We start from the raw sequence: 23,637 nt of genomic DNA, 5'->3' as shown, positions 1-23,637 counted from the left end.
GGGCGGCTCACCGGCCCGGCGGACGCGTGGAGTCTACGCAGCGGGATCCGGGCGCGGTAGACGTACGGGAGGTCAGCCCCCGGCCCGGCGCATCAAGAGGTCCCGCAGGTGGCGGGCGTGGCGGCGGCTGACGGCCAGGTCGGTGTCGCCGATCCGGACGGAGGTGGCGCCGCCGTCGAGGCGGAGTTCGTCGATGCGGGCGAGGGCCACGAGGTGGCTGCGGTGGATGCGGACGAAGCCGCGGGAGGCCCAGCGCTCCTCCAGGGTGGAGAGCGGGATGCGGACGAGGTGGCTGCCGTGGTCGGTGTGGAGGCGGGCGTAGTCGCCGTGGGCCTCGACGTACGCGATGTCGTCGACGGGGACGAAGCGGGTGACGCCGCCGAGCTCGACGGGGATCTGCTCGGGCGCCGCGGGCGCGGCCGGGGCGGGGGCGGCGGTGGCGTGGACCAGTTCGTGGACGCGGCGGACGGCCTCGGCGAGGCGCTCGCGGCGGACGGGCTTGAGGACGTAGTCGACGGCCTTCAGGTCGAAGGCCTGGAGCGCGAAGCCCTCGTGGGCGGTGACGAAGACGACGAGCGGCGGGCGGGCGAAGCCGGCGAGCAGCCGGGCCACGTCGAGGCCGGTGAGGCCGGGCATGTGGATGTCGAGGAAGACGACGTCGATGCCGTCGTCGCCGGCGGGTCCGGTCTCCAGGGCGCGCCCGATCCTGCGCAGGGCCGCGGTGGCGTCACCGGCGCCCTCGGCGGTCCGCACCCGGGGGTCGGCGCGCAGCAGGTAGAGCAGCTCGCCGAGGGCGGGCTCCTCGTCGTCGACGGCCAGGACGCGCAGCATGCGGCGGAGTCTATGTGAGCGGCGGCGCGCTCTCTCCGGACGGTGACGCTCTCCCTTCGAGCCTTCAGGCGGTGGCGCTCTCTGTTCGAGCGGTTTCGACAGGCGTCGGTCGGCGAGGGGCTTCCCGCCGGTCCGGCAGGTGGGGCCGTACCGGAGGGAGGAGTCGCTGAAGGAGACCTCTCGGATGGTGTCGCCGCAGACGGGGCAGGGTCCGCCGGTGCGGCCGTGGACGCGCAGGCCGCTCTTCTTCTCGGCCTCGGCCTGCCGGCGGCGAGGCCGTGGGAGCGTGCGACGGCCTCGCCGAGGGTGGTGCGCATCGCCGTGTACAGGTCGGCGGTCTCGTCCGGGTGAGGTTCTGGGCGGGTGTGAAGGGCGACGCCTTCGCGGCGTGGAGGATCTCGTCGCTGTAGGCGTTGCCGATGCCGGGGATGAGGCTCTGGTCGCGCAGGGCGCCCTTGACCTGCCGCCGTTCGCCGGCGAGCAGGGCGGCGAACTCCTCGGGGAGTTCGGGTATGGCTCCACCCTGCCGCACGGGCGACGGGGACGCGCGTCAGACGGGGGTTCCGGCGCCTCCGTCCTCCGGCGGGTCGAGCAGGTCGAGTTCGGCGGTGAGCGCGGCGGCCAGGGCGTCGAGGTCGGGGACGGCCTCGCCGTCGGCGACGAGGCCGATGTGGACCTGGCCGCCGTACGGGGACATGGCGACGGCGAGGGACTGGCCGCGGGCGAGCGGGGCCATCGGGAAGAGCGCGCGCAGCGGGGCGCCGCCGAAGGAGAGCGCGGAGCGGGGCAGCGGCACCTGGGTGACCAGGAGGTCGAAGAGGAGGCGGGCGGCGCCGGCGGCGAGGGGGGCGCCGAAGCGGTGGGCGAGCGGGTGGAGCCGGTCGGCGAGGAGGGCGACGGCGCCCGCCCCGCGATGGGGTCCGGCGGCCTTGTTGCGGTCCATGGCACTGCGGACGGCGGTGAGCCGGCCGGCCGGGTCGGCTTCGGTGACCGGCAGGTCGAGCAGGTATCCGGAGAGGCTGTTGCCGGGTCCTGCGGGAGTGCCGGGGCGGCGGCGGGAGACCGGGACGAGGGCCCGCGGGTCGGCGTCGGGCAGGGGCAGGCCGCGCCCGTCGAACCAGCGGCGCAGGGCGCCGGCGACGAGGGCGAGGAGGACGTCGTTGGCGGTGCCGCCGGTGGTGCGGCGGATGCGGTGGACGCGGTCGAGGGGCAGGGTGGCGGTGGCGATCCGGCGCGTACCGCTGGGGCCGGCGGCGAGCGGGGTGGTGGGTCGGGGGTCGAGGTGGCCGGCGCGGGCGACCGAGGAGCCGACGACCGAGGCGCCGACCTCGACGGCCCGGCCGAGGTCGCCGAGGCGGTCGCGGGCGATGCCGAGGAGGCGGCCGGGGCCGGGGATCCAGGAGCGCGGGGGGACGGGGCGCGGGCGGCGCGTCGGGCGCCGGCCCGCGGCGATCTCGTCGAAGATCCCGGCGCCGATGGCGACGGCCCGCATGCCGTCGGCGAGGGCGTGGTGGAGTTTGACGAGGACGGCGAAGGAGCCGTCGGGGGCGCCGCTGAGCAGGTACATCTCCCAGGGCGGCAGGCCGCGGGCGACGGGGCGTTCCATGAGCTCGGCGGCGAGCCGGGCGGCTTCGGCGGGGAAGTCGGCGCCGTGCAGGGTGATCTCGTGGACGTGCCGGCGTACGTCGAAGTCGGGGTCGGCGCTCCAGGCGGCGCCGCCGACGGGGAACAGGACGTCGCGGACGCGCATCCGGAGCCGGGGGACGGCGGCGGCGCGGCGGGCGAGCAGTTCCAGTACGTCGGCGGGCTCCTGCCCGGCGGCGGTGGGTGGGGGGCCGAAGTGGGCGAGTGCCCCGAGGTGCAGGGGGTGCTCGGTGGATTCCAGGTGCCAGAAGGCCAGGTCCAGGGGTGCCAGTAGCTCGCTGCTCAAGGTGTCCTCTTGTCCGGCGAAGTGCTGCGAAGTCCTGCGAATTCCTGTGATGTCCCGCGAACCGACAATGTGGCTGAAGTCAATCGCACACCGTCAGTTACGGTCAAGTACGATCAGTTCACGCTCAGTTAACAAGTTCAACGCTCCACGGTGAACTCGCACCACACGCACTTCCCGCCACCCCGCGACTCCACGCCCCACGCGTCGGAGAGCCGGTCGACCAGGAGCAGTCCGCGACCGGAAACGCCCGCCTCCCCCGCCTCGCGGCGCCGGGGCAGCGCGCTGGACCGGTCCTCCACCTCCACCCGTAGCCGCCGCGGGGGCCCGGTCAAGATCCGCAGGGTCACGATCGCCCCGCCGTCGGTGTGCATCAGGGCGTTGGTCATGAGCTCGTCGGCGACCAGTTCGATCTCGTCCGCGCGCTCCCCCGCGCCCCAGGCGCGGACGGCGGCCCGGATCATGTGCCGGGCCGAGCTCAGCGCCTCCGGGTCGTTCTGGGCCACGTGCTGCTGGAAGCGGCCGGTGCCCTGCGGGTGGTACGTGCCGTGGCGGCGCAGCAGCAGGATCGCGACGTCGTCCTCGCCGCCCCGGTCGGCGACGACGTCGCAGAGGTGGTCGGCGAGCTGCTGGAGGTCGGAGGGGCCGCGCCGGACGAGCGAGGAGAGCCACTGGAGGCCCTCGTCGAGGTCGGCCCCGGGCTTCTCGACGAGCCCGTCGGTGTAGAGCATCAGCGTCTGGCCGGGGTCCAGTTCCAGGGTGGTCACGGGGTAGTCGATGCGGCCGAACTCCGCGGAGAGCCCGAGCGGAAGACCTCCGACGACCGGGAGTCTGCGGCAGCCGCCGTCGAGCTCCCGGATCAGCGGGTCGACGTGGCCGGCGCGCACCACCTGGACGACCCCGGTGGCGAGGTCGACCTCGGCGTACGTGCAGGTGGCGAAGCGTTCGGTGTCGAGCTCGTGGAGGAAGACCGAGGCCCGGGCCATCACCGTGGCCGGGGGGTGTCCCTCGGCGGCGTAGGCGCGCAGCACGATCCGCAGCTGCCCCATGACGGCGGCCGCGTGGGTGTCGTGGCCCTGCACGTCGCCGATGACGCAGCCGACCCGGCCGCCGGGCAGCGCGATGAGGTCGTACCAGTCGCCGCCGATGTCCCGGCCGAGGCGGGCCGAGCGGTAGCGGACGGCGGTCTGGGCGCCGGGCACGTCGGGGATCCGGCGCGGCAGCATCGCCTGCTGGAGCCCTTCGGCGAGGTCGTGCTCCTGTTCGTAGAGCATGGCCCGCTGGAGGCTCTGGGCGATGCTGCTGCCGAGGGCGACGAGCAGGGTCCGCTCGTCCTCGCTGAAGCCGGTCCTGTCGCTGTAGAGCAGGCCGAGCGCGCCGATGGGCCGGGCCTGGGCGATGAGCGGCAGATAGGCGGCGGCGGTGATGCCGAGGCCGCTGATGTGCGGCCAGAGCACCGGGAAGGATTCGGCGAAGTCGCGGGCCGAGTCGATGAACCGGGGGCGCAGGGTGCGGATGACCTCGCTCATCGGGTACGGCTCGTCCACCCGGGTGAACCGGGTGCCCGGCACGAAGGCGCCGTCAGGACCCTCGGCGACGAGGTGGATGCGCCCGGCTTCGAGGAGGCCCATGACGAGACTGGCCGCGCCGAAGTGTTCGAGCGCGCGCGAGTCGTTGAGCAGGTCGATGATGTCCTGCACGGTCCTGGCGTGGGCGAGGGCCGCCGTGGTGCCCTCGACGACGCCGGCGCGCCGCCGGCGTCCTTCGTCGAGGCCGAGGCGGGCGGCGGACTCGGTGAGTTCGTGGGTGGCGTCGCGCAGGATGCCGATGATGCGGACGGGCCGGCCGGTGTCGTCGCGCCGGACGAGGCCCTGGGTGTGGGTCCACTGGTGGTTGCCGTCGCGGCGGCGGATGCGGAAGTACGCGCCGTACTGCTCGCTGCCGTCCTTGAGCGCCTGGGCGACGAGGGTGTCGAGTCGGCGGCCCTCGTCCGGCAGCACCCGCGGGGCGAGGCTCTCGGGTCTGCCGTCGTAGTCCTCGGGGTCCATGTCGAAGACGTCGAGGGCTGCGGCGTCCATGGTCATGGTCCCGGTGACCAGGTCCCAGTCGAAGCCTCCCATGCGGAAGGCCGCGCCGTAGTCGGCCAGGATCCCGGTCCCGGCCGCCGGCTCGTCCGGCGCGCTGCGCAGCCGCGCCATCGCCTCCCCGCCCCCGCTGCCCGCGTTCATGGGGCCACGCTAGGCGCAGCTCCGCCGGAGCGCACCAGGAAGATCCGTTTCACCCCTGGAAGGCCTCCGGCTGGTCGGGCAGCGGACCGGCCGGGAAGAGTTCGTCGGTCGGCGGCGTCCCGTCGGGGACCGTGGGCGGTTCGGAGGGGGGCTCCGCGAAGGGGTCGGGGACGGTGCCGGGATCGGTGTACGGGTCGGGGGCCGGTTCCGTGTACGGGTCGGGGGCGGGCGGCAGCGGTGCCGTCGGGTCGGCGCCGGTGCCGGACGGGTCGGGGACGTCGGGCAGCGGGGTCGGGGGGGCGGGCCTGGCGGGGTCCGGGGAGACCGGCGCCGGGGAGGCCGGGTCCGAGGCGGCCCCGCGGTCGGGGGCCGTCGGGTCGGGGGTGCCGGTGCCGGAGAGGGCGCAGGTGTCGGGGTCGCAGGTCGGCGGCACGTCGGGGGTCCTGTCCTCGTCCCCGTCGGTGCCCGTGCGCCGCTCGATCCAGCTGCGGTCGGTGGTGTTGACGATGACCAGGCCGGGGACGACGGAGCCGGCGGGCCGGACGGTGATCACGCGGTCGGGGTCGAAGCCGTCCCACTGGTCGCCCTGGTGGACGCCGCCGCGGTCGGCGGCGGGGCTGCGGAGCGGGTTGCCGCAGGCGCATCGGACGCGCGGGGAGCCGTACTGGTCGACGAGGACGGCGGTGCCGGTCTGCAGGACGGCCTGGAAGGCGTTGGCCCGGCCCTCGCGGTAGCCGTGGTCGGTGACGCGGGTGTCGGCGCGCAGGGCGACCGGGGTGAGCCCGTGGAGCCAGTCGGCGAGGTTGGTCTCGGGGATGCCGGAGGCCTCGGCGAAGGCGCGGGCCTTGGTGCGGTCCCCGGTGAGCAGGGCGACCTGCCGTTCGACGTCGCAGCTGCCGATCGCGCGGGTGCCGCCGTAGAGGCCGGGGGCGGAGCCGCTGACCTCGCGGACCTGCTGCGCGTCCTCGCCGGGCGGCCGGTCGGGGGCGGCGGGCGGTGCGGTGTTGCGGACGGTGGAGGCGGTGAAGGGGTCGGGTCCGTGCGCGCCGAGCGGCTGGAGGAAGACGTCCTGGATGGGGGTGGCGGCCGGTTCGCCGCCCGCGCCCTCCCACACGTTCGAGCAGCCCGTGAGCAGCAGGGCCGAGACGAGGCCCGCGGCCGCGGGGCGGGTTCGCCGCGCACGGCGGAGGGATGAGCGCACCTGGTTCTCCCGACTTTCTCTCCCCCGGGCGCGGCGCCCGGTTGCGGCCAGTGCCTCATGTCTGTCGCAGTGCGTGAGGCCCTGCAAGCGGAGAGCGGCCGAGCGGGTCGGACCGCTCGGCCGGGGCGGTGACGGGCGACCCTCCACCCAGCCGCTTGAACACGTTCAAGAAAGGCTCTACGCTCGACCCGCCAGTTGAACACGTTCAAGTGGGGGTGTGTCGGATGACCGCGCTGTCGGTCCTGGTGAATTCGGTCGTGATGATCGGCATGTTCTGGGTGGTGCCGACGGGACTCGCGCTCGTCGACGGACCCCGGCCGCCCGGGTGGGACCCGCTCCGGCGCGCCTGGCCCCTGCTCGCCGTCCCCGGCGCCCTGGCGCTCTGGCTGCCCCGCTCCGGAACGGCCACCGCGCTCGCCGGCGCCTACGCCCTCGCCACCCTGGCGCTCGCGCTCCAGGCCCCGGCCCGGCTGATGCTGACCCGCTCGCTCCGGCCGAGCGAGGTCGCCGTCCTCTCCGCCCTGGTGGCCCCGTCCGTCGCCGGCCTGGCGCTGGTCGCCGAGCGGGCCTCGTACCCGCTGTTCGGCTTCGACCTGGACATCCTCGCGCTGACCGTCCCGCACTTCCATTTCGCCGGCTTCGCCGCCGCCCTGGTCGCCGGACTCGTCAGCCGCACGTCCGACGGCCCCGCCGCCCGCCTCGCCGCGCTCAGCGTCCCGGCCGGCACCCTGCTCGTCCTGCTCGGCTACTTCGTCGACGACTGGGCCGAGCTCGCGGGCGCCGTCGTCCTGACCACCGGCATGGCCGCGGTCTCCGTGCTGACCCTGCGGGAGCGCCGCGAGCTCGCCGCCGACCGCCTCACCCGGGGCCTGCTCGCCGTCTCGGCCCTGGTCCTCGTCGCCACCATGCTGCTCGCGCTCAGCTGGGCGCTCGGCGAGGCGACGGGCCTCCCGCACCTCTCCCTGACCTGGACGGCGGCCACGCACGGCCTGGGCAACGCCCTCGGCTTCGCCGTCTGCGCGCTCCTCGCCCGCCGCCGCCTCGCCACGGCCCCCACCTCTCCGGCCCTTCTCCCCCGAACGGAGCTTCCGGCATGACCCGCCTCATGAACAGCCTCTCCGGCCCCGGCCACCGCCGCCCGAGCCTCACCTACCGCGAGGTCGGCGCCACCCGCACCCCGGAGGCGCTCCCGGCCGGCTACCACCACCTGCGGCACAGCGCGGTCGTCGGCCGTGGCAGGGCCGCCTTCGAGACCGCCGGGGCCGCCGTGACCACCTGGCGGATGCACCGCGCCTCCCGGGCGCGCGTCCGCTCCGACGCCGAGCGCGCCGAGCCCGGCGTCCGCCTGGAGGTGGCGCTGGGCGCGGGCCCGCTGCGGATCGGCGTCCCGTGCGAGGTGATCTGGACGGCGTACGAGGAGAACCGCACCGGTTTCGCGTACGGCACCCTGAGCGGGCACCCGGAGTGCGGCGAGGAGTCCTTCGTCGTCGAGCTCGAACCGGACGGCACGGTCCGCTTCACGGTCACCGCCTTCAGCCGCCCCGCCGCCTGGTACACGCGGCTCGGCGGGCCCGTGATCCCACCGCTCCAGCACGCGTACGCGCGGCTCCTCGGGCGGACCCTCGGGCGCCTCGTCAAGGCGTGATCCCGGGCCGATACTGGAGGGGATGGAGTGGTTCACCGCACCCGACCAGTGGCTGAGCCGGATCGTCTTCCAGCGGGGCCTCGCCGGGCTGTACTGCGTGGCGTTCCTTTCGGCAGCCCTCCAGTTCCGGGCGCTGATCGGGGAGCGCGGCATGCTCCCGGTACCGGAGTACGTGCGCCGGACCCGTCCCCGGCACACGCCCTCCCTCTTCCACTGGCGCTACTCCGACCGCCTCTTCGCGACCGTCTCCTGGTCCGGCGCGGCCCTCGCGCTCGCGCTCGTCGCGGGCGCCGGGGACGCCGTGCCGCTGCCGGTCTCGATGCTGCTCTGGCTGGTGCTCTGGGGCCTGTACCTGTCCATCGTGAACGTGGGGCAGACCTGGTACGCCTTCGGCTGGGAGTCCCTGCTCCTGGAGACCGGGCTCCTCGCGGTCTTCCTCGGCAACGACGACACGGGCCCCCCGGTCCTCGTCCTGTTCCTGCTGCGCTGGCTGCTCTTCCGCGTCGAGTTCGGCGCAGGACTGATCAAGATCCGCGGCGACCCCTGCTGGCGGAACCTGACCTGTCTCTACCACCACCACGAGACCCAGCCGATGCCCGGCCCGCTGAGCTGGTTCTTCCACCATCTGCCCCGCCCGCTGCACCGGGTGGAGGTCGCGGCCAACCACGTCGTCCAGCTGGGCGTGCCGTTCCTCCTGTTCACCCCGCAGCCGGTGGCGACGGTGGCGGCCGGTCTGATGGCGGCGACGCAGCTGTGGCTGGTGCTCTCCGGCAACTTCGCCTGGCTGAACTGGATCACGATCGTGCTCGCCCTGTCCGTCGTGGACGCCTCCCCGCTCACCGGCGAGCACCCCCAGCCGGACCCGCCGCTCTGGTACGTGGTCGTGGTCGTCGCCTTCACCGCGTTCGTCCTGGCACGGAGCTACCGCCCGGTGCGCAACCTGCTCTCCCGGCACCAGGCGATGAACCGCTCGTACGACCCGTACCACCTGGTCAACAGCTACGGCGCGTTCGGCACGGTCGGCCGGATCCGGGACGAGATCGTCGTCGAGGGCACCGAAGAACCGGTGCCGCACCCGGACACGGTGTGGCGCGAGTACGGCTTCAAGGGCAAGCCGGGCGATCCGCACCGGTGGCCCCGCCAGTTCGCCCCGTACCACCTGCGGCTCGACTGGCTGATGTGGTTCGCGGCGCTCTCCCCCGGGTACGCGCGCGAGTGGTTCGGCCCCTTCGTCGAGCGTCTGCTCGAGGGCGACCGGGACACCCTGCGGCTGCTCGCCCACAACCCGTTCCCGGACGCGCCGCCGGTCCTCGTGCGCGCCCGGCTCTACCGCTACCGGTACACGACCTGGCACGAGCTCCGGACCACCGGTGCCTGGTGGCACCGCACGCTCGTACGGGAGTACCTGCCGCCGATCCGCCTGCGGGAACCCACGGACACCGCCCGCTGAACGCACCGGTGCCCCCGCGCCGCGAACGGCCGGGGGCATCCGGGTGAGGCGGAGGATCAGTCGATGCCGGGCAGGATGTGGGGCTCGGCGAGGTCCTCCTCGTAGCCCGCGAGGCGGATCGGGGCGGCGTGGGCCCAGACGTCGAGGCTGCCCAGTTCGCCGTTCCTGCGGGGCCGGTCCTTGCGTTCGGCCGGTCGCGGTTCCTGCTTCGTCAGTTCGGGTGTCACCGCGCACTCCTTTGTGTCGCGTCAATGTGGGAGAGGTGCCTGGCGGTCGCGGTGGCGCCGTTCATGGCGGGACCGCGGCCTTGGTGGCAGGCCTGTCCCGGGAAGGCCGTGAGGATGGTGTGGCTCCTCGGTGGCCGACCGTGAGCATCACATTAACCAAATGAGCGCGCCCGCGCTCTACCGGGCTCCAAAGTGTGACGCAATCGGGTGAAGCAAGACGGAAAAGCGCCCCACCGGGCCGGTGGGGCGCTCTTGCCGGACGTGCCGGAACTTCGGGGTCCCGGGCCTACCAGTTGGCGGGGGCGTAGTCCTTCAGGAAGCAGCCGTAGAGGTCCTCGCCCGCCTCGCCGCGCACGACCGGGTCGTACACGCGGGCCGCGCCGTCGACGAGGTCCAGCGGGGCGTGGAAACCGGCCTCGGCCAGGCGCAGCTTGTCGAAGTGGGGACGCTCGTCGGTGATCCAGCCGGTGTCGACCGAGGTCATCAGGATGCCGTCGGTCTCGAACATCTCCTGGCCGCTGGTCCGCGTCACCATGTTCATCGCGGCCTTGGCGGCGTTGGTGTTCGGGTGGCCGGCGCCCTTGTAGCCGCGGCTGAAGACGCCCTCCATCGCCGACACGTTCACGACGTAGGCACGGCCGCTGGCCGCCTTCTTCGCCGCCTCGGCCATCACCGGCCGCAACTTGCTGATCAGGATGAACGGCGCCGTGTAGTTGCACAGCTGGGTCTCGAGGAGCTCCACCGGGGAGATCTGCTCGATGCTCTGCACCCAGGTGTTGGAGTCGACGACGTCCGGCACGAGGCCGCCGGCGTCGATGGCCGTGCCGTCGAGGTGCCGGGCGATGCTGGCGTTCCCGGCGACCAGGGCGAGGTCGGCGACCTGCTGCGCCTCCAGGTCCCGCACGCCGACGGGCAGCTCGGACGATCCGACGAGCTCGCCGACCGCGCCCGAGTTGAACGCGCCGATCACGTGGTGGGCGGGCAGCTCACCGGCCGGCAGCGGGGCCGTCTCGCCCTCGACGAGCGCGGCGTACGCCGAGGGCAGGCGGCGCACGGTCTGCGTCGCGTTGTTGATGAGGATGTCGAGCGGGCCGGCCTCGGTCATCTGGTCGGCGAGCGCGACGGCCTGGGCCGGGTCGCGCAGGTCGATGCCGACGACCTCCAGGCGGTGCATCCAGTCCGCGGAGTCCTCCATCGCCTTGAACCGGCGGATGGCGTCCTTGGGGAAGCGGGTGGTGATGGTGGTGTGGGCACCGTCGCGCAGCAGCCGCAGCGCGATGTACATGCCGATCTTGGCCCGGCCGCCGGTGAGCAGCGCGCGCTTGCCGGTGAGGTCGGCGCGGGCCTCCCGCTTGGCCCGGTTCTCCGCCGCGCACTTCTGGCAGAGCTGGTGGTAGAAGTAGTCGACCTCGACGAACCGCGTCTTGCAGACGTAGCAGGAACGCGGACGCTGGAGTATCCCCGCGATCCGCCCCTCCTCGGTGACCGAGGTGGGCAGCAGGCCCTCGGTCTCGTCGTCGATGCGCTGCGCGGAACCGGTGGCCGTGGCCTCGGTGACCGCCTTGTCGTTCGCGGTCTTCGCGGCCCGGCGCTCCTGGCGGCGGCGCTGCTTCACGGTCCGGTAGATCCCGGCGGTGGCGCGCCGGACGGTGATCGCGTCCGGGTGGTCGACGTCGATCTTGTCGAGCTCGTCGAGGACGCTCAGGCAGACGGCCAGGCGCTCGGGGTCGATGCCCGGCCCGTATTCCTGGTTTTCTTCGGTCACCGTCATGGCCTTCGGGTTCCTCGTTCGCTCGTACGTCGCCGCTCGTGGGCATTCAAAGACCCAACTTTACGGAGCGGGGGGCCGCGCCTCCAAACCCGTTCGGGGTGCGTGGTCGAAGACACAGTCGCCGCACAGCCCGGCGCCCGGGGCGCGGTAGTAGAGGCAGCAGCTGGTGCGCCGCAGCCGGGGGCCGCGGACCGTCCCGGCCAGGTCCGGGTGGTCCAGGAGCCCGGAGACCAGGGCGGCGGCCCGCTCGGCCACCTCCGGCCGCCCCTGGGCGCGTGCCCAGCGGATCAGCTCGCGCAGGGCGCCGGCGAGGGCGGAGCCGGCGTTGCCCCACAGGAGCCGCGGGGAGATGGCGCCGTCGCGGCGCAGGGCCGCGTGCAGCGGGACGAGATGGGCGTCGAGCACGGCCGCGCTCAGCTCGTCCACGGTCGCGGGGCGGGTCGCGGATCCGGCCCACCACAGGTCGTCGGGCGAGGTCAGCGCCCCGTCCCAGAACAGCTCCGCGGGGTCGAGGGCCGGGAAGCGGTCGTGGAGGGCGGCGGGACCGAGGGCGGTGGACCAGAGCCGGGCGGCGAGCCCGAGGTGGGCGACGGAGGCACCGACGCGCCGTTCGCGTGCGCCGATCCGGGCGGTGACGTGGTCCACGCGCGCGGTGAGGGGGCCGTCCTCCCCCGCGTACAGACGGGCGAGCGGGCGGTGCGCGCCGCCGGTCACCGGGGCGGTGGTCCGCAGGACGAAGAAGCCGCCCGGCCCCCCGCCGTCACCGCTCGCGCCGAGTCCCATGCACGCCCCCGCCCTCACGTCCTGTCGTCGGCCCCCACCGTAACTTCTCGAAAGTTCCCGAAAGCACTCCGGTGCCGCCGCGATCCGGGCGGAAAGGGCGCTTTGCACCCCTTCTGACCTGCGCGGGCGTACATCCGAGGTCGTATGCGGGGGCCGTGTACTGCGTCGGCGGTAGGGGCGAATCCGTCCCCTGGTACGACGACGCGAACGGCCGATCGGAGAGATCGTGGAAGGTATGAGTCCACTCATGCTGTCCGTCGTCCTGGCCCTGGCCTCCGCGGTCGCCTACGCGGCCGCGGCGATCGTGCAGGAGCGCGTCGCGGCCTCGGCCACGGGTCCGCGCTACGCGCCGCTGCGCAGCCCGGCCTGGTGGGGGTCCGTCCTGCTCAACGGCGTCGGCGCGACGCTCCACGTCGCCGCCCTGACGTACGGGCCGCTCAGCCTGGTCCAGCCGCTGGGTGCCCTGACGATCGTGTTCGCGCTGCCCATGGCGGCCCTGTTCGTCGGCCGCAGGGCCGGTCGGCGGGCCTGGCGCGGCGCGCTGATGGCCACGGTGGGCCTCGCCGGGCTGCTGAGCCTGACCAGCGGCGACGAGGGCGGGTCCCTGGCCGACGGGGAACGGTGGCTGCTCGCGGGCGCCGGCTTCGGCGCGGTGGCCGTCCTGTTCACCGTCGCGCACCTCGTGGGCCGGTCCGTGCTGCGCAGCATCGTGCTCGCCGCGGCGGCGGGCGTCTCCTTCGGCATCGCCTCGGTCCTCACGAAGGCGGTGGCCGAGGAGTGGACGCCCCGGTCCCCGCTCGCCGAGTGGACGGGGCTGCTCGTCCTCTCCGTGTTCGCCGTGACGGGACTGCTGCTCTCCCAGGCCTCGTACCGGGGCGCGGGGCTGGCCGCTCCGCTGGCCACCGTCACCGTGGTGAACCCGGTGGTCGCGGCAGCAGTGGGCCTGACGCTGTTCGGCGAGAGCTTCCGCTACGGCGCGGCGGGCACCGTCGCCGCGCTGATCTGCGGCACGGTCGCCGCGGCCGGCCTCGTCCAGCTCACGCTGGACCGCATGACGGCCGTGCCGGACTCGCTGTCGGTGTCATCCGCCCCGATGGAGTCTTCCTTTCCGGCGTCAGAGGGCGACTCCCCGCGCGCGGAGGTAGGCCAGCGGGTCGATGTCGGAGCCGTACCCGGGACCCGTCCGAATCTCGAAGTGGAGGTGCGGTCCCGAGCTGTTGCCGGTCGATCCTGACCGCGCGATGCGCTGACCGGCGTGCACCCGCTGGCCCTCTCGGACGGTGAGCGCGGAGAGGTGCCCGTACTGGCTGTAGCGGCCGTCGTCGTGGCGCACGACGATCTGGTAGCCGTACGCACCGCCCCACCCCGCGGAGACGACCCGGCCGCCGGCGACCGCCTTGACCGAGGTGCCGGTGGGGACGGGGAAGTCGACGCCTGTGTGGTACCCGCTGGACCAGGAGGAGCCGCGGGTGCCGTAGCGGGTGCCGATGTCCGCGGAGACGGGCGCGGAGTAGCCGGGGGCACTCGGCCGGGAGGCGGGCTTGGGCGCGGGTTTGGTCGCGGGCTTCGCCGCAGGCTTGTGGCTGGTCTTGGTGACCGGCTTGGGGTTCGCCTTGGTGTGCGATGCGGCGGCCGGGGGCTTCCGGGCGGGGGCCTTGGGGAGAGCGGCCTCGGCGGGGGCGGTCTTGGGAAGGGCGCCCTGCGCGGACGGGGCGGCCTTCTCGGGGACGGCCTTCTTGGGAGGCGCGATGTCGGCCGGCCGGGCGGCCCTGGGAGCCGGAACGGCCTTCTTCGGCTTCCCCGGTGCGGTGATGCGCAGGGTCAGGCGCTGGCCCGGGAGGATGAGGTCGGGGTCGTCGCCGACGACGGCCCGGTTGTTCTCGTACAGGCGCTGCCAGCCGCCCTTGACGTGCTCCTCGCCGGCGATCTTCGACAAGGAGTCGCCGGGTGTCACCGTGTACATCTCGCGCACGGTGGGAACGGTGGTCGGACCGGCGTTCCGCGTCGCCTGCTCGGGTAAGACGCGCTGCCCGGGCAGCGAGGCCGTACGGACGGCGTTGCCGCCTGCGGTGCGCAGCGCCGTGACGTCCGGGGACTCCCCGCCCCGGGCCAGCCCCGCGCCGGGGCCGCAGGACGGCCACGCTCCGGGCCCCTGGCCCTTCAGGACGCGCTCGGCGATCGCGATCTGCTGGTCCTTGGAGGCGAGGTCGGCGCGCGGCGCGTAGTGCGTGCCGCCGTACCGCTCCCAGGTGGACTGGCTGAACTGGAGGCCGCCGAAGTAGCCGTTGCCCGTGTTGATGTGCCAGCTGGAGGAGGACTCGCAGGACGCGACCTTCTCCCAGACGTCCAGCGAGGCGGCCTGCGCGGCGCCGGCACCGATCAGCGGCAGCGCGGCGCCTCCCGCGGTGACGGTGAGCGAGGCACGGTTGATCCGGCTCGGCTGGTGGCGGCGGTGACGTCCGCGTACGGCCATGGGCCCCCCTTGAACACAGCAGCAGCCGTCCAAGTTAGGGGTGGCGCACGCTCCGTGACAAGGGTCGCGCGGAAGCACGGGCCTCTTCTGTCAACTCCGCGCCGCCTCCGGTCCCCCGCCGGCGGGCCCGGGCTCGGGCCGGGGCTCGGGATCCGGCACGGGCCCGCCCGGCTGGGGCTCGGGCGGGGGTGCGGGATCCGGCGGGGTCGGCACCGGGTTGGGCGGGGGCACGGGCGGTGGTGAGGGCACCGGCGGCGGTATCGGCGAAGGGGGAAGGGGGTCGGGGAAGGGCTGAGTCATGACGGACCTCTCGGTCGACGGGTCTCCCCTGCACGGGGTCCCTCATGCACGGGGTCCCTCAGGGGGGTCTCCCCTTCCAGGGTCGCTCCGCCGCCTCGCCCGTGCCCGCCGGACCCCGTCCCCTCCGGCCCCCTGCCCCTCTGCTCAGACCTGCGCGGGCACGGCGTGCGGGGGACGCACGGTGTCGGTCCCGGGTACCGGCGCCGAGGCGTCGCCGCCCAGCTCCACGATGCGGTTGTCGCCGTCGACGTGCACGACGCGCGGCACGAAGGTCCGCGCCTCGGCGTCCTCCATCTGCCCGTAGCTGATGAGGATCACCAGGTCACCGGGGTGCACGAGGTGGGCGGCCGCGCCGTTGATCCCGATCACACCGGAGCCGCGCTCGCCCTCGATGACGTAGGTCTCGAGGCGGGCCCCGTTGTCGATGTCGACGATGTGGACCAGCTCGCCGGGCAGCAGGTCCGCCGCCTCCATCAGCTCCGCGTCGACGGTGACCGAACCCACGTAGTGCAGGTCCGCCTGGGTCACGGTGGCGCGGTGGATCTTCGACTTGATCAAAGTTCGCAGCACTTTAGACTCCTAGAAGACGGCTCCCCGCCAGCTTTCTGCAGGTCGGGGGCGTCGTTCACTGTACATCGGCACGCCTTTCAAACGAAGACTTGCCAGAACATCGTGCGCCATGGCGAGCAGGCTTCTCACCTGCGCGATCTGCGCAAATCAAGCTGCCGCGGAGCCGTCGACCAGGAGCATGCACGGAAGACTGTCCCGGTCCAATGCTGATTCAACGCTGACTTACCTGATGATCCGTCAGGCAAGCCTAGGGATCCAGAGCAAGTTGCTAATACTCCAGCCCTAGGTCGTGATCTTCATGTCCGGTTCATGACTTGTCGGCGGTAACGGCTGGCCTGCACTCGGGCTTGATGACGGCGTCGCCAAGCCGACCAGTGAGCCGAAGGGCCGCATCACGCATAGGTCGGACGACGGGTGCCGTGAAACAGGCGCTGGATCTCGTTGCAGGTGAGTGGGATCAGCCCGACCGGGGCGGGACGGTGGGTGTGCTCGTCGGCACGGACGACCGCGAGGAAGGCGTGGGCGAGCATGGCCAGGGTGACCCAACGCGACCACGAGGTGAAGCGGCGGACCTTGTGCTCGTCTGGAAGATCCTCAGCGTCCGCTACTTCGGGCCGCTGACGGTCTTCCCGAGATCTTGGAGAATGTCACCCAGCTCGAGCTCTACCGGACCTGGAGCCCGGCATGATCAACATCGTTTGAATAGCCCTCCGGGCCACCGGACGGGAACAGGGAGGGACACGTGGATCGGCACGAGAAGAAGCGGCTCCGCGACCACATCGGCGAGCATCTGGACGTCTCCAGCACGCGCCTGACGGACGACGAGGCGACGTTCCTGAGCGACTTCCTCGACGAGTACGACGAGACCTACAAGGGTCGCACGGAGACCCGCACCACGAGCCATGATGGCTGGAGCTCTGACGGGAAATACACACGTCGCGAGACGTTCACAGACACCTTCACCGACGACGTCGGCATCCGCCAGGACTACGAGTACCAGGACGACGACGGGCAGAGCGGGACGTCCACGAACGTGATCAGGGACGCCCGAGGGATGCTGAACTGGTTTAGAGACCGCACCTAGTACTCCAGCGGTAGCTCGTGCTGTGCCATGGTCTTGGGGCTGTCTGCCGCTGATGGAAACTTAGGTGGTATCGGCGCGCGGTCCGGGTACAGTCGCACCGTGCCCGAGCTGAAGCAGCTGGATGCTGGCCATGCCCCGGCGGTCCTGGCCTTCGAGCTGGCGAACCGCGCCTACTTCGCTGCCTCGATCTCCGACCGGGGCGACAAGTTCTACGACCAGTTCGCCGACCGGTACAGCGTTATGTTGGTCGAGCAAGAGGCCGGCGGCTGCGCGTTCTATGTGCTGCTCGCCGCTGACGGCTCGGTTCTGGGCCGGTTCAACCTGTACGACTTCAGGGACGGCACTGCCAACCTCGGCTACAGGGTCGCGCAGCACGTCGCGGGCCGCGGCGTTGCGACCGCGACCGTCCGGGAGTTGTGCCAGCTGGCGGCGGCACGGCACGGGCTGCGCACACTGCGCGCAGCCACCTCCCACGCCAATGCGGCGTCCCAGAGGGTGCTGACCAAGGCCGGGTTCGTCTTGGTCGGCCCGGCAGACCCGGCCGACCTCGGCGGTAAGCCGGGCACCTGGTATCAGCGCGATCTGGCCCTCGAGCCGTAGACCGCGATCTTGCCGGTGGACCGGCTGCGGGATGACTGCGGCCACCGTTGATCATCGGTGTGTGAAGACTGAAGATCACGCGCTGGCCGCAGGTCACAGCGTAGACCCTGCTCGATGGCAAGAGGCGTTCGAGGACCTGATGGGCTGGATCGCGGGCGGGTTCAAGCGGGTCGAACCCCGACGCCGGGTCCGGCGCTTGATGCTCGGGCTGCTGTCGGATTTGCGCGCAAGAGCTGCTGGACCATCGCCGCGTGGGCCGAGGACACCACCCCGGACGGCATGCAGCACCTGCTGGGGCGGGCCAAGTGGGACGCCGACTCCGAAAGCACATCGAATCTAGGGGCAGTCGATCAGACTGCCAGCGGTGACTCCGCCTCTTCGCCGCAATCCACCCGAGGGCTCAGCTCGTCGGGACTTGCCCCTGCCGTCCTTGATGCATCCAGGCGATGACGTCGAACACACGCAGGATGCCGATGCCCTCACCGATCCCCGCCTTGTCGCGGAGGCGGGCCAACTGATCGTAGAAGGCGCCGTTGTCCGCCCGCAGGGCCGCAGCCAGCGCTGCCCAGAAGGAGTGGTCTGTCTTCGGTCGCTCAAAGAGCTGTTTGATGCGGATGTCGTAGATGGGGATAAGGTGGGGACGCTTGCGGGCCAGCAATTTGCCTGCGACAACCGGGCCGCTGCCGTCGGGCTTGCCGGGGTACTGCTTGGTGCCGGCCAGGCGTTCCCACAATTCCCACGCCGCTCCGCCCTCCACTATGAGCGCATCGCTTCGGGGATCCTCCAAACGTGCGTCACGAGGGATGAGCGACAGCAGGCGCGCCCAGTGCCCGTCGGGGTCGGTCAGCAAGTTGATCGCCCCATGCGGCTCCAGGGAGACACTGAGCGTGGTGATGGCCAGCAGGTCGTTGCTGTCGAAGCCGTCCGCGACGTGCTTGGCGTCCCCACCCCCGCCCAGGCGCTCGAAGCACGCGCCGGAATAGAACAGGTCGCCGTATGAGCGTCGTCGGGTGAAGTACTCACCCAGCAGCCTCACAGCCTTCTCGTCGTCCCAGTAGATGTCCGGGATCTTCAACTCGATCATCCGAAGCCCCCAACTCCCATGCCACCAGTCATGTGTCGGTGGACGGTACACCAGCTGAGACCCTGCGGTGGCTCGGTCGGAAGGCGCGGCCAACACACGCGCCTGTGCCCCACCGTGTTTGGGGCGGCTTCTGAAGCCTGGTCCAGGCGTGGGCTTTGGTCCTGTCAGCGCGCCGACAGCGGGCAGGAAACTGCATTTGGCCGATGTTCCCTCATGAGAATCTCTGACCCTCTGTCACCATCCTCCATATCTCGGGGGGAACCTCAGTCCCCTCAGGTCGGGCCCCGAGGCCCGACCTGAAGCTTTGCATGCTGGTGGCACCCAGATCTGAGCGAAAGCGCATACCGGTACCGCCTCAGTCATGCCCGTCGGCGCCGGCAACAAGACCAAAGAACGCAAGCGGTAACTGAGCACCGACGCCATCGGCCTGGTCCCGGCTGCTCCAGGGCACCGAACTGGCGAACGCGGGCGAGGCCAGGGTCTGGCGCCTCCCGCTCGGCTGCCTCGAGTCCGTGACGGGCGAGGGCTGTACCCCCGGGAGGCAAGTCAAGAAGGATCTGGCTCCTCCTCTGCGCCGAATTCGACGATGAGACTTCCGGACTGTTTGATCCCGGTGAGCATGACGTTTCCGTTCGGGCGGATGCGCAGTTGGTGCAGCGGATCGGGGACGAGACGCAGGACAGGATTGGAGTCTGCCGCGAGTCCTGATACCACTACGAGGAAGAACTCGGCTCCCGAGGCCGCTCGTTCGCATTCCTTGGCGGTGAGGGTCACCGTGTCCTGCTCGGGTCCATAGGTCGTCTTCAGCTCGTAGAACCGATCGAGCGCGTCCACGGCATCGGCGCCCACGCCGTGCTGGTGCCGTAGATCGCGCAGCCACTCCGGTTCCTGCTCCGTGCCCAGAACCTTGCGCAGGAGGTCCAGAGCCACTTTCTCCTGGCGGTCGATGTTGGGGGCAGGGGGGACCAGACGTGGTGTGGGCACGGTCGGTGCGTAGGCGGGCGGGGTGAGGCGGGTCCTGACGGATGCACCTCCGCCAGCCCCGGGCACACCAGCAGCGGATGGCGACGCCTGGGTGGTCCGGCGGATGCCGGTGATGCGGAGGGCTGCCGGATCGACGAATTCTCGCGGTGCCGAGACCGGGACGGCTGGGGCCGGGCGGACAGTGACCGAGGGCAGGGGTGTCGACGCGGGCGGCCGGCCATCTGCCTTGTTCTGAGCTGTCTTGACTTCTGTCTCCAGCGCAGCAAGGCGTTGGGCGCGCTTGGCATCAGTCGCCGCCTGGTCCTGTGCGACCCGTTCCTCAGCCAGCTCGAGCCGCACCGCCTCTCTTCCGCGCTCTGCCTCGTCGTAGGCGGCCGCCCAGGAGTGGGCGACCTGCCGCCGGTCCTCGGCGAAGCGAGTGGCGATGGCCCGGCCCGCCTCAGACGGTCGCCTCAACAACTCGCGGTCCACCGTCCATAGGGTGCGGGAGTCCCGGTCGAGGGCTGTACGCACCGGACCCCGCACCGGTTCCCCATCGGGGAGGGTGACCATACATTCCAGCGACGAGGTGATCCGCACCTCGACCTCGACCAAGTCCTCCCACGGGCAGTCGAGGGATCCCGCGACGGCGACGGCGTTGCGCTGTAGGTCCTCGCGGAGCAGATCCAGCGCGTGACGCACCAGGTCGGTCGCTTCCATGTCGACCGGCGCGTCGTCCGCGGGGCGGAAAGTAATGTCCGCCGCTCCCAGCTCGGTCACCCGCAGGGGTCCGAGGAGCGCCGTAAACTGTTCGAGTTCCCCGCCCGGCAGCCACACCGGGATCCGCGAGCCCAGCGCCTCGGCCAACGTCGCGTCGGCCGCGTAGACCGGGCGCTTACTGGTCCATCCCCGGCTCGTGCGCAACGGCAGTCTCCCCACGAGAGAGGCGGTCACTCTCTCGGGGTGTTCGCGGGCCGTTCGGGCAAGCATCTGCAGGGTCTGGAGCATCACGGTCTCGGCTTCGGCGTCGACCGGCGCCCGCACGCCTCGCTCCTCCCTCGCCTCGCGGGCCACCTCCCTGACGACCCGTACTGCGTCCTCCACACCGGCCTCCGGAACTCCGAGGTTCTCCCAGAGGGCGTCACTGCCCTTGAACGACGGCGCGAAGGCGGCCCACCGGCCGAAGACCGGGAGGCCACGGAAGCAGTCGCCCGGCCGGCGCCAGCCCAGTGACGTGAGAATCAGTCCGCGGCCCTGCCCGAAGGCACGCACGACAGTGGTGGTCACCTGCGCGGCGTCCTTGCCCCGGTGGGCGGTCAGTCGCTCGGCGAGCGCCCGGTAGAGGAGCTGCGCCGCCGGATGGTCGGGGGCTTCGGTTTCCCGGGCGCGCAGTCGGCGCAGCGCCTCCAGGAGGTCGGCGACACCCGGCTCGCCGGTGACGCCAAGAGCGACCAGCACCTCTCCTCGTCTGCCGACCGCCTGCTGGAGGTCAGGGTGCAGGAATCCGGCACTGTCCGCGCCGTAGACGGCGACGGTACTGGTCGTGCGCTCGCGCAGGCCGCTGGGAGCCGCCGGTGCGCCGTCCTGGTTGTCCAGCCACGCCGTGGTCTTCAACTGCCACAGCCAGAAGCCGTCCGTCTCCCCGCAGGGGTTCCATGTGTGGTAGTCCCGGACAGCGCGGACCTTGTGGTGCTCGGACAAGGCACCCCAGTTGCGTCCCAGCACCCGCAGCAGCGCGGCGGCCCGCCGACGCCGTACCGGCCCGTCTTTCTCGGCGGCGATGTCATGGACGACGGCCATCAGGTCAGGGCTGTCGCGGTCCTCCAGGGTGTAGGTGGCCGATTTGTTCCGGAGGTCCTGCGACCTCTCCGCAGGGCCGCCCGGGACCTGGGCCGGCAGACCCTCGCTCGGGGACGAAGCGGTGAACCGGTGCTCGACCCCGGGGTGCGGCCGCAGCCGCGGTCCCTTTTCGGCACCGAGCAGGTGGAAGAACGCTCTGGCGCCCAGGCCCGTCCCCGCCCCGGGCAGGACCTGGGCATAGCGGGGCCGCAGCCACGTGAGGCCGGTGGCGGTACCTGCGGCCGTCTCGAAGCTGTCCTCCCGGTCCACACTGTCCAACCCGGCCGGCAGGTAGGCATCCGCTGGTCTGACCTGTACGTCCTCCCTACGGCCGCCGGGCCCGAACCGGCGGCCGTGCAGCAGGACGGCGCGGCCCACGTCCTTGCCCAGCCGCTGGCGCTCCTTCGCGGGGACGCGCAGAAACCCCTCGCGCAGCGCCACCAGTTGGTCGTCGTCCAGGACCAGAGGCGCGATGTCCTTTCGGGCGCCACGGGCGGCGAGCTGGCGGATGGCGGGCACCGGATCCGCGCCCGTGACGAAGACCTGCTGTTCGCTCAGCCACGCTCGGACTCGGGCCGCTTCCCCGGTCTCGGCGACGAAGGCCGGGTGCAGCACGTGGCTGAGCCCGAGCACCTTCGCGAGCCCCTGCGCCTTGTCGGTGAAGAACTCTGCGGCTCCGAACCAGGGCACCTGGTGCCGTGCTCCGGAGAGGTCCACCAGCCACTTGTGCCATCGAAGCCTCTGGGTCTCGCCCTCGGCGATGGCGACGGAAGCGAGTGCGACCGTCGCCTCCGGGCTCCGGGACGCATCTCCGAGGAGCGCGTCCACAGCCATCGGGACGGTGACGGTCCCGGGCGCGGCACCGTCGTGTTCGGCCCAGTCCTCGAGCACTTCCTGCCATCGCCCCTCCGCATCCCGCGCCGCCGGAGGCATTACGGCTGTGCGCCCGGCCACCTGCGCGGTCTCTGCCTCCGAGAGCGCTGGCAGAAGCGCCTCGTCACCAACGGCGAGGTCGGCGAGTCCGAGGTCACCGTGGAGCGGCGTCCGCAGGCGCAGTTCGTACGACACCCTCGCGCGCGCAAGGGTCAGGAACCGCTGCTCCAGGTCGCGTACAGGTCCCTTGGGCGACCGGACGTTGTGCGGCAAGGGCAGGCACCGCCAGGCCGCGGTCGGGTCCAGCCGAAGCTGTCGCACCATGACGTCGGCCCAGAGGTCGGCCAGCAGGGGAAGCAGCGCCTGGTTCCACGGGGTGTCGTTGAGATGCTGACGGCTCGGGTTCGGATCGAACTGGGCGCCGACCCGGAGCGGAAGTCCCAGCTCGGTCACGGGCAGTCCGACATGCACCTGCCCGGCAACCTCGTCGCCCGCGCCCTCGTGCAGCGGGATCGCGACGGCAAGGCCGGTCGATTCACCCGCGGCCTTCCGAATCCGCGGCACGTCCGGCGGGCTCGGCACGGTGGCACGGCTCACCTGCCAGGTCCTGCCGCCAGGTGACCGGGCCGTGCGCACGTCGATCACGGTGTCCCGGCCGCCGATGACGGCCTCGTAGGCGTCGGGTTCGCCCCACTCCAAGGCGAGGCGGCTGTGTACGTCGCCGCCCTCCCGTTGATGCTCGACCGTGCGCACGTGGTCGAGGAAGAGCAACGCCTCGTCACCCCATGCGGCAAGCCAGTCGTCGACATCCTGCCCCTGCACATCGGCGGGGGTGGCGAGCGGGATGCGCAGGACCGTCCAACCGTCGTCGGCGAACCAGGAGGGGACCGGGAAGGGGTCGGCGAGGGACACGTCGGGGTCCCCGATCCGGACGCGGTAGAAGCCGCAGAAGATCTCCAGGACCGGGGACAGCCGCCGGAGGGTCATGAGCCCGATGCCGAACCGGCCGGTGGCGTCGGGGTCGTCGTCCTTGCTCGTCAGCGACGGCATGGCCAGCGCCATCACATCGGTCAGCCGTACCGGACGCCCGTCGTGCGCTACCAGCAGCTCCGTGTCACGTACGAAAATCCTGACCTGGTGCGCTCCGAGGTCGTTGGCGTTCTGCACGATCTCGGACAGCCCCTGCAGCGGGTCGGTCGACAGGTCTCCGCCGTTGTCCCGCTGCCGGCGCAGCCCGTACCGCATCTGTCCGGGCAACTCCACGAACAGACGCCCGAGCCGCTCGACGGCCGCACACGTCGCTTCGGGCCCGACCGGTTCCACCACCTCCGCCCCGCCCGCCAGCCCTTCCCGGTTCATGAGTTCCTCGGCCGCCCGGATCGCCTGCTCCACCTCGGCCGCCGTCGACCCGCCCCGCTCAGCGGTCACCCCCGCCCCCTTGCTGTGGGATCCACGGTTACCGATCGTAGATCGTCGAGGAGGAGGAAGGGGCGGAAACGGCGGTCGGCGTGACCCCGTCGATTCCCGCGTCCGACCGCTTCGTTGTGTCTGCCGTTACCAGCCCGTTCGCAGGGGTACGAGGAACGTGGTTCCGCCTCAAGCTTGCCCGGGCTCTTCGTACTGAAGGCGGCAGCGCAGCGCGCCGCCTACTGGGACGGCCGCTACCCCTTGGCCGTGGACTTTCAACACTCCTCCGCCACGCCGACCACATCCCCTGCTGTCACGGACTGCACGCAAGGTGCGACACGTAGTACCTTTGTCTGCCTCAGCGTCAGGAATGACCTTGCC

The 23,637-nt window shown here is 72.0% G+C and carries 17 protein-coding genes and 2 pseudogenes; 6 read left to right on the top strand and 13 right to left on the bottom strand.

Features of this window, described 5'->3' with window-relative positions:
* Positions 1-72: 72 nt before the first annotated feature.
* The 5 genes and pseudogenes from ACFYX3_RS31825 to ACFYX3_RS31805 all read right to left on the bottom strand — a co-directional run bounded on the left by ACFYX3_RS31825 (position 73) and on the right by ACFYX3_RS31805 (position 6,187).
* The gene (locus ACFYX3_RS31825) at positions 73-831 is read right to left on the bottom strand and encodes a LytR/AlgR family response regulator transcription factor (RefSeq protein ID WP_389021015.1); all 759 of its coding nucleotides are present in this window, start codon (positions 829-831) and stop codon (positions 73-75) included.
* Positions 832-915: 84 nt separating this feature from the next.
* Positions 916-1,330 (bottom strand): annotated as a pseudogene (locus ACFYX3_RS31820) (Fpg/Nei family DNA glycosylase); the annotation flags it as partial.
* Positions 1,331-1,381: 51 nt separating this feature from the next.
* A complete protein-coding gene (locus ACFYX3_RS31815) occupies positions 1,382-2,761 on the bottom strand; it encodes a wax ester/triacylglycerol synthase family O-acyltransferase (protein ID WP_389020743.1) in 1,380 nt (459 codons plus the stop codon).
* 137 nt (positions 2,762-2,898) lie between these two features.
* On the bottom strand, positions 2,899-4,986 hold the full coding sequence (locus ACFYX3_RS31810) for a SpoIIE family protein phosphatase (RefSeq protein ID WP_389020741.1): 2,088 nt from the start codon (positions 4,984-4,986) through the stop codon (positions 2,899-2,901).
* Positions 4,987-5,035: 49 nt separating this feature from the next.
* Positions 5,036-6,187, bottom strand: coding sequence for a DUF6777 domain-containing protein (locus ACFYX3_RS31805; RefSeq protein WP_389020738.1), 1,152 nt, complete (start codon positions 6,185-6,187; stop codon positions 5,036-5,038).
* A 233-nt stretch (positions 6,188-6,420) separates the two neighbouring features.
* Between ACFYX3_RS31805 and ACFYX3_RS31800 the strand changes: the two genes are divergently transcribed.
* From ACFYX3_RS31800 to ACFYX3_RS31790, 3 genes are read left to right on the top strand one after another with little or no spacing between them, the layout of a single operon-like run.
* On the top strand, positions 6,421-7,284 hold the full coding sequence (locus ACFYX3_RS31800) for a YndJ family protein (RefSeq protein ID WP_389021012.1): 864 nt from the start codon (positions 6,421-6,423) through the stop codon (positions 7,282-7,284).
* Complete coding sequence (locus tag ACFYX3_RS31795; RefSeq protein ID WP_389020735.1) at positions 7,281-7,832, top strand: DUF1990 family protein; 552 nt, start codon at positions 7,281-7,283, stop codon at positions 7,830-7,832. Before ACFYX3_RS31800 ends, ACFYX3_RS31795 begins: the two co-directional genes overlap by 4 nt.
* 22 nt (positions 7,833-7,854) lie before the next feature.
* Positions 7,855-9,282, top strand: coding sequence for a lipase maturation factor family protein (locus ACFYX3_RS31790; RefSeq protein WP_389020731.1), 1,428 nt, complete (start codon positions 7,855-7,857; stop codon positions 9,280-9,282).
* 56 nt (positions 9,283-9,338) lie between these two features.
* On the opposite strand, the gene ACFYX3_RS31785 is transcribed toward ACFYX3_RS31790, so the two are convergent.
* From ACFYX3_RS31785 to ACFYX3_RS31775, 3 genes are all read right to left on the bottom strand, one after another.
* On the bottom strand, positions 9,339-9,509 hold the full coding sequence (locus ACFYX3_RS31785) for a hypothetical protein (protein ID WP_376594700.1): 171 nt from the start codon (positions 9,507-9,509) through the stop codon (positions 9,339-9,341).
* A gap of 286 nt (positions 9,510-9,795) precedes the next feature.
* Positions 9,796-11,280 carry an SDR family NAD(P)-dependent oxidoreductase gene (locus ACFYX3_RS31780; RefSeq protein ID WP_389020727.1) on the bottom strand — a complete coding sequence of 495 codons (1,485 nt, stop codon included), beginning with the start codon at positions 11,278-11,280 and terminating at the stop codon, positions 9,796-9,798.
* Positions 11,281-11,340: 60 nt separating this feature from the next.
* Positions 11,341-12,063: a (2Fe-2S)-binding protein gene (locus ACFYX3_RS31775; RefSeq protein ID WP_389020724.1), complete on the bottom strand. Its 723-nt coding sequence runs from the start codon at positions 12,061-12,063 to the stop codon at positions 11,341-11,343.
* Positions 12,064-12,298: 235 nt separating this feature from the next.
* Between ACFYX3_RS31775 and ACFYX3_RS31770 the strand changes: the two genes are divergently transcribed.
* Positions 12,299-13,297 (top strand): DMT family transporter, encoded by a 999-nt coding sequence (locus tag ACFYX3_RS31770; RefSeq protein WP_389020721.1) that lies wholly within the window; start codon positions 12,299-12,301, stop codon positions 13,295-13,297.
* On the opposite strand, the gene ACFYX3_RS31765 is transcribed toward ACFYX3_RS31770, so the two are convergent.
* The 3 genes and pseudogenes from ACFYX3_RS31765 to ACFYX3_RS31755 form a co-directional block, all read right to left on the bottom strand.
* The gene (locus ACFYX3_RS31765) at positions 13,178-14,536 is read right to left on the bottom strand and encodes a transglycosylase family protein (RefSeq protein WP_389020718.1); all 1,359 of its coding nucleotides are present in this window, start codon (positions 14,534-14,536) and stop codon (positions 13,178-13,180) included. The genes ACFYX3_RS31770 and ACFYX3_RS31765 overlap by 120 nt on opposite strands.
* 444 nt (positions 14,537-14,980) lie before the next feature.
* Positions 14,981-15,406 carry an aspartate 1-decarboxylase gene (gene panD / locus ACFYX3_RS31760; RefSeq protein WP_389020715.1) on the bottom strand — a complete coding sequence of 142 codons (426 nt, stop codon included), beginning with the start codon at positions 15,404-15,406 and terminating at the stop codon, positions 14,981-14,983.
* 296 nt (positions 15,407-15,702) lie between these two features.
* A pseudogene (locus ACFYX3_RS31755) lies at positions 15,703-15,990 on the bottom strand (IS701 family transposase); the annotation flags it as partial.
* Positions 15,991-16,148: 158 nt separating this feature from the next.
* Here ACFYX3_RS31755 and ACFYX3_RS31750 point away from each other — a divergent pair.
* The gene (locus ACFYX3_RS31750; protein ID WP_389020712.1) at positions 16,149-16,490 is read left to right on the top strand and encodes a hypothetical protein; all 342 of its coding nucleotides are present in this window, start codon (positions 16,149-16,151) and stop codon (positions 16,488-16,490) included.
* A 99-nt stretch (positions 16,491-16,589) separates the two neighbouring features.
* Entirely contained in the window at positions 16,590-17,090 is a 501-nt protein-coding gene (locus ACFYX3_RS31745) for a GNAT family N-acetyltransferase (RefSeq protein ID WP_389020709.1), read from the top strand.
* 400 nt (positions 17,091-17,490) lie between these two features.
* Here ACFYX3_RS31745 and ACFYX3_RS31740 read toward each other — a convergent pair whose 3' ends face one another.
* Positions 17,491-18,174, bottom strand: a complete 684-nt coding sequence (locus tag ACFYX3_RS31740; RefSeq protein WP_389020705.1) for a DUF6308 family protein — start codon at positions 18,172-18,174, stop codon at positions 17,491-17,493.
* A 546-nt stretch (positions 18,175-18,720) separates the two neighbouring features.
* A complete protein-coding gene (locus ACFYX3_RS31735; RefSeq protein ID WP_389021009.1) occupies positions 18,721-23,241 on the bottom strand; it encodes a sacsin N-terminal ATP-binding-like domain-containing protein in 4,521 nt (1,506 codons plus the stop codon).
* Between the last annotated feature and the right edge of the window lie 396 nt (positions 23,242-23,637).

The organism is Streptomyces sp. NPDC002463 (genome assembly GCF_042889835.1).
Classification (GTDB): domain Bacteria; phylum Actinomycetota; class Actinomycetes; order Streptomycetales; family Streptomycetaceae; genus Streptomyces; species Streptomyces nymphaeiformis.
This window is presented reverse-complemented; position numbering and strand designations above follow the sequence as displayed.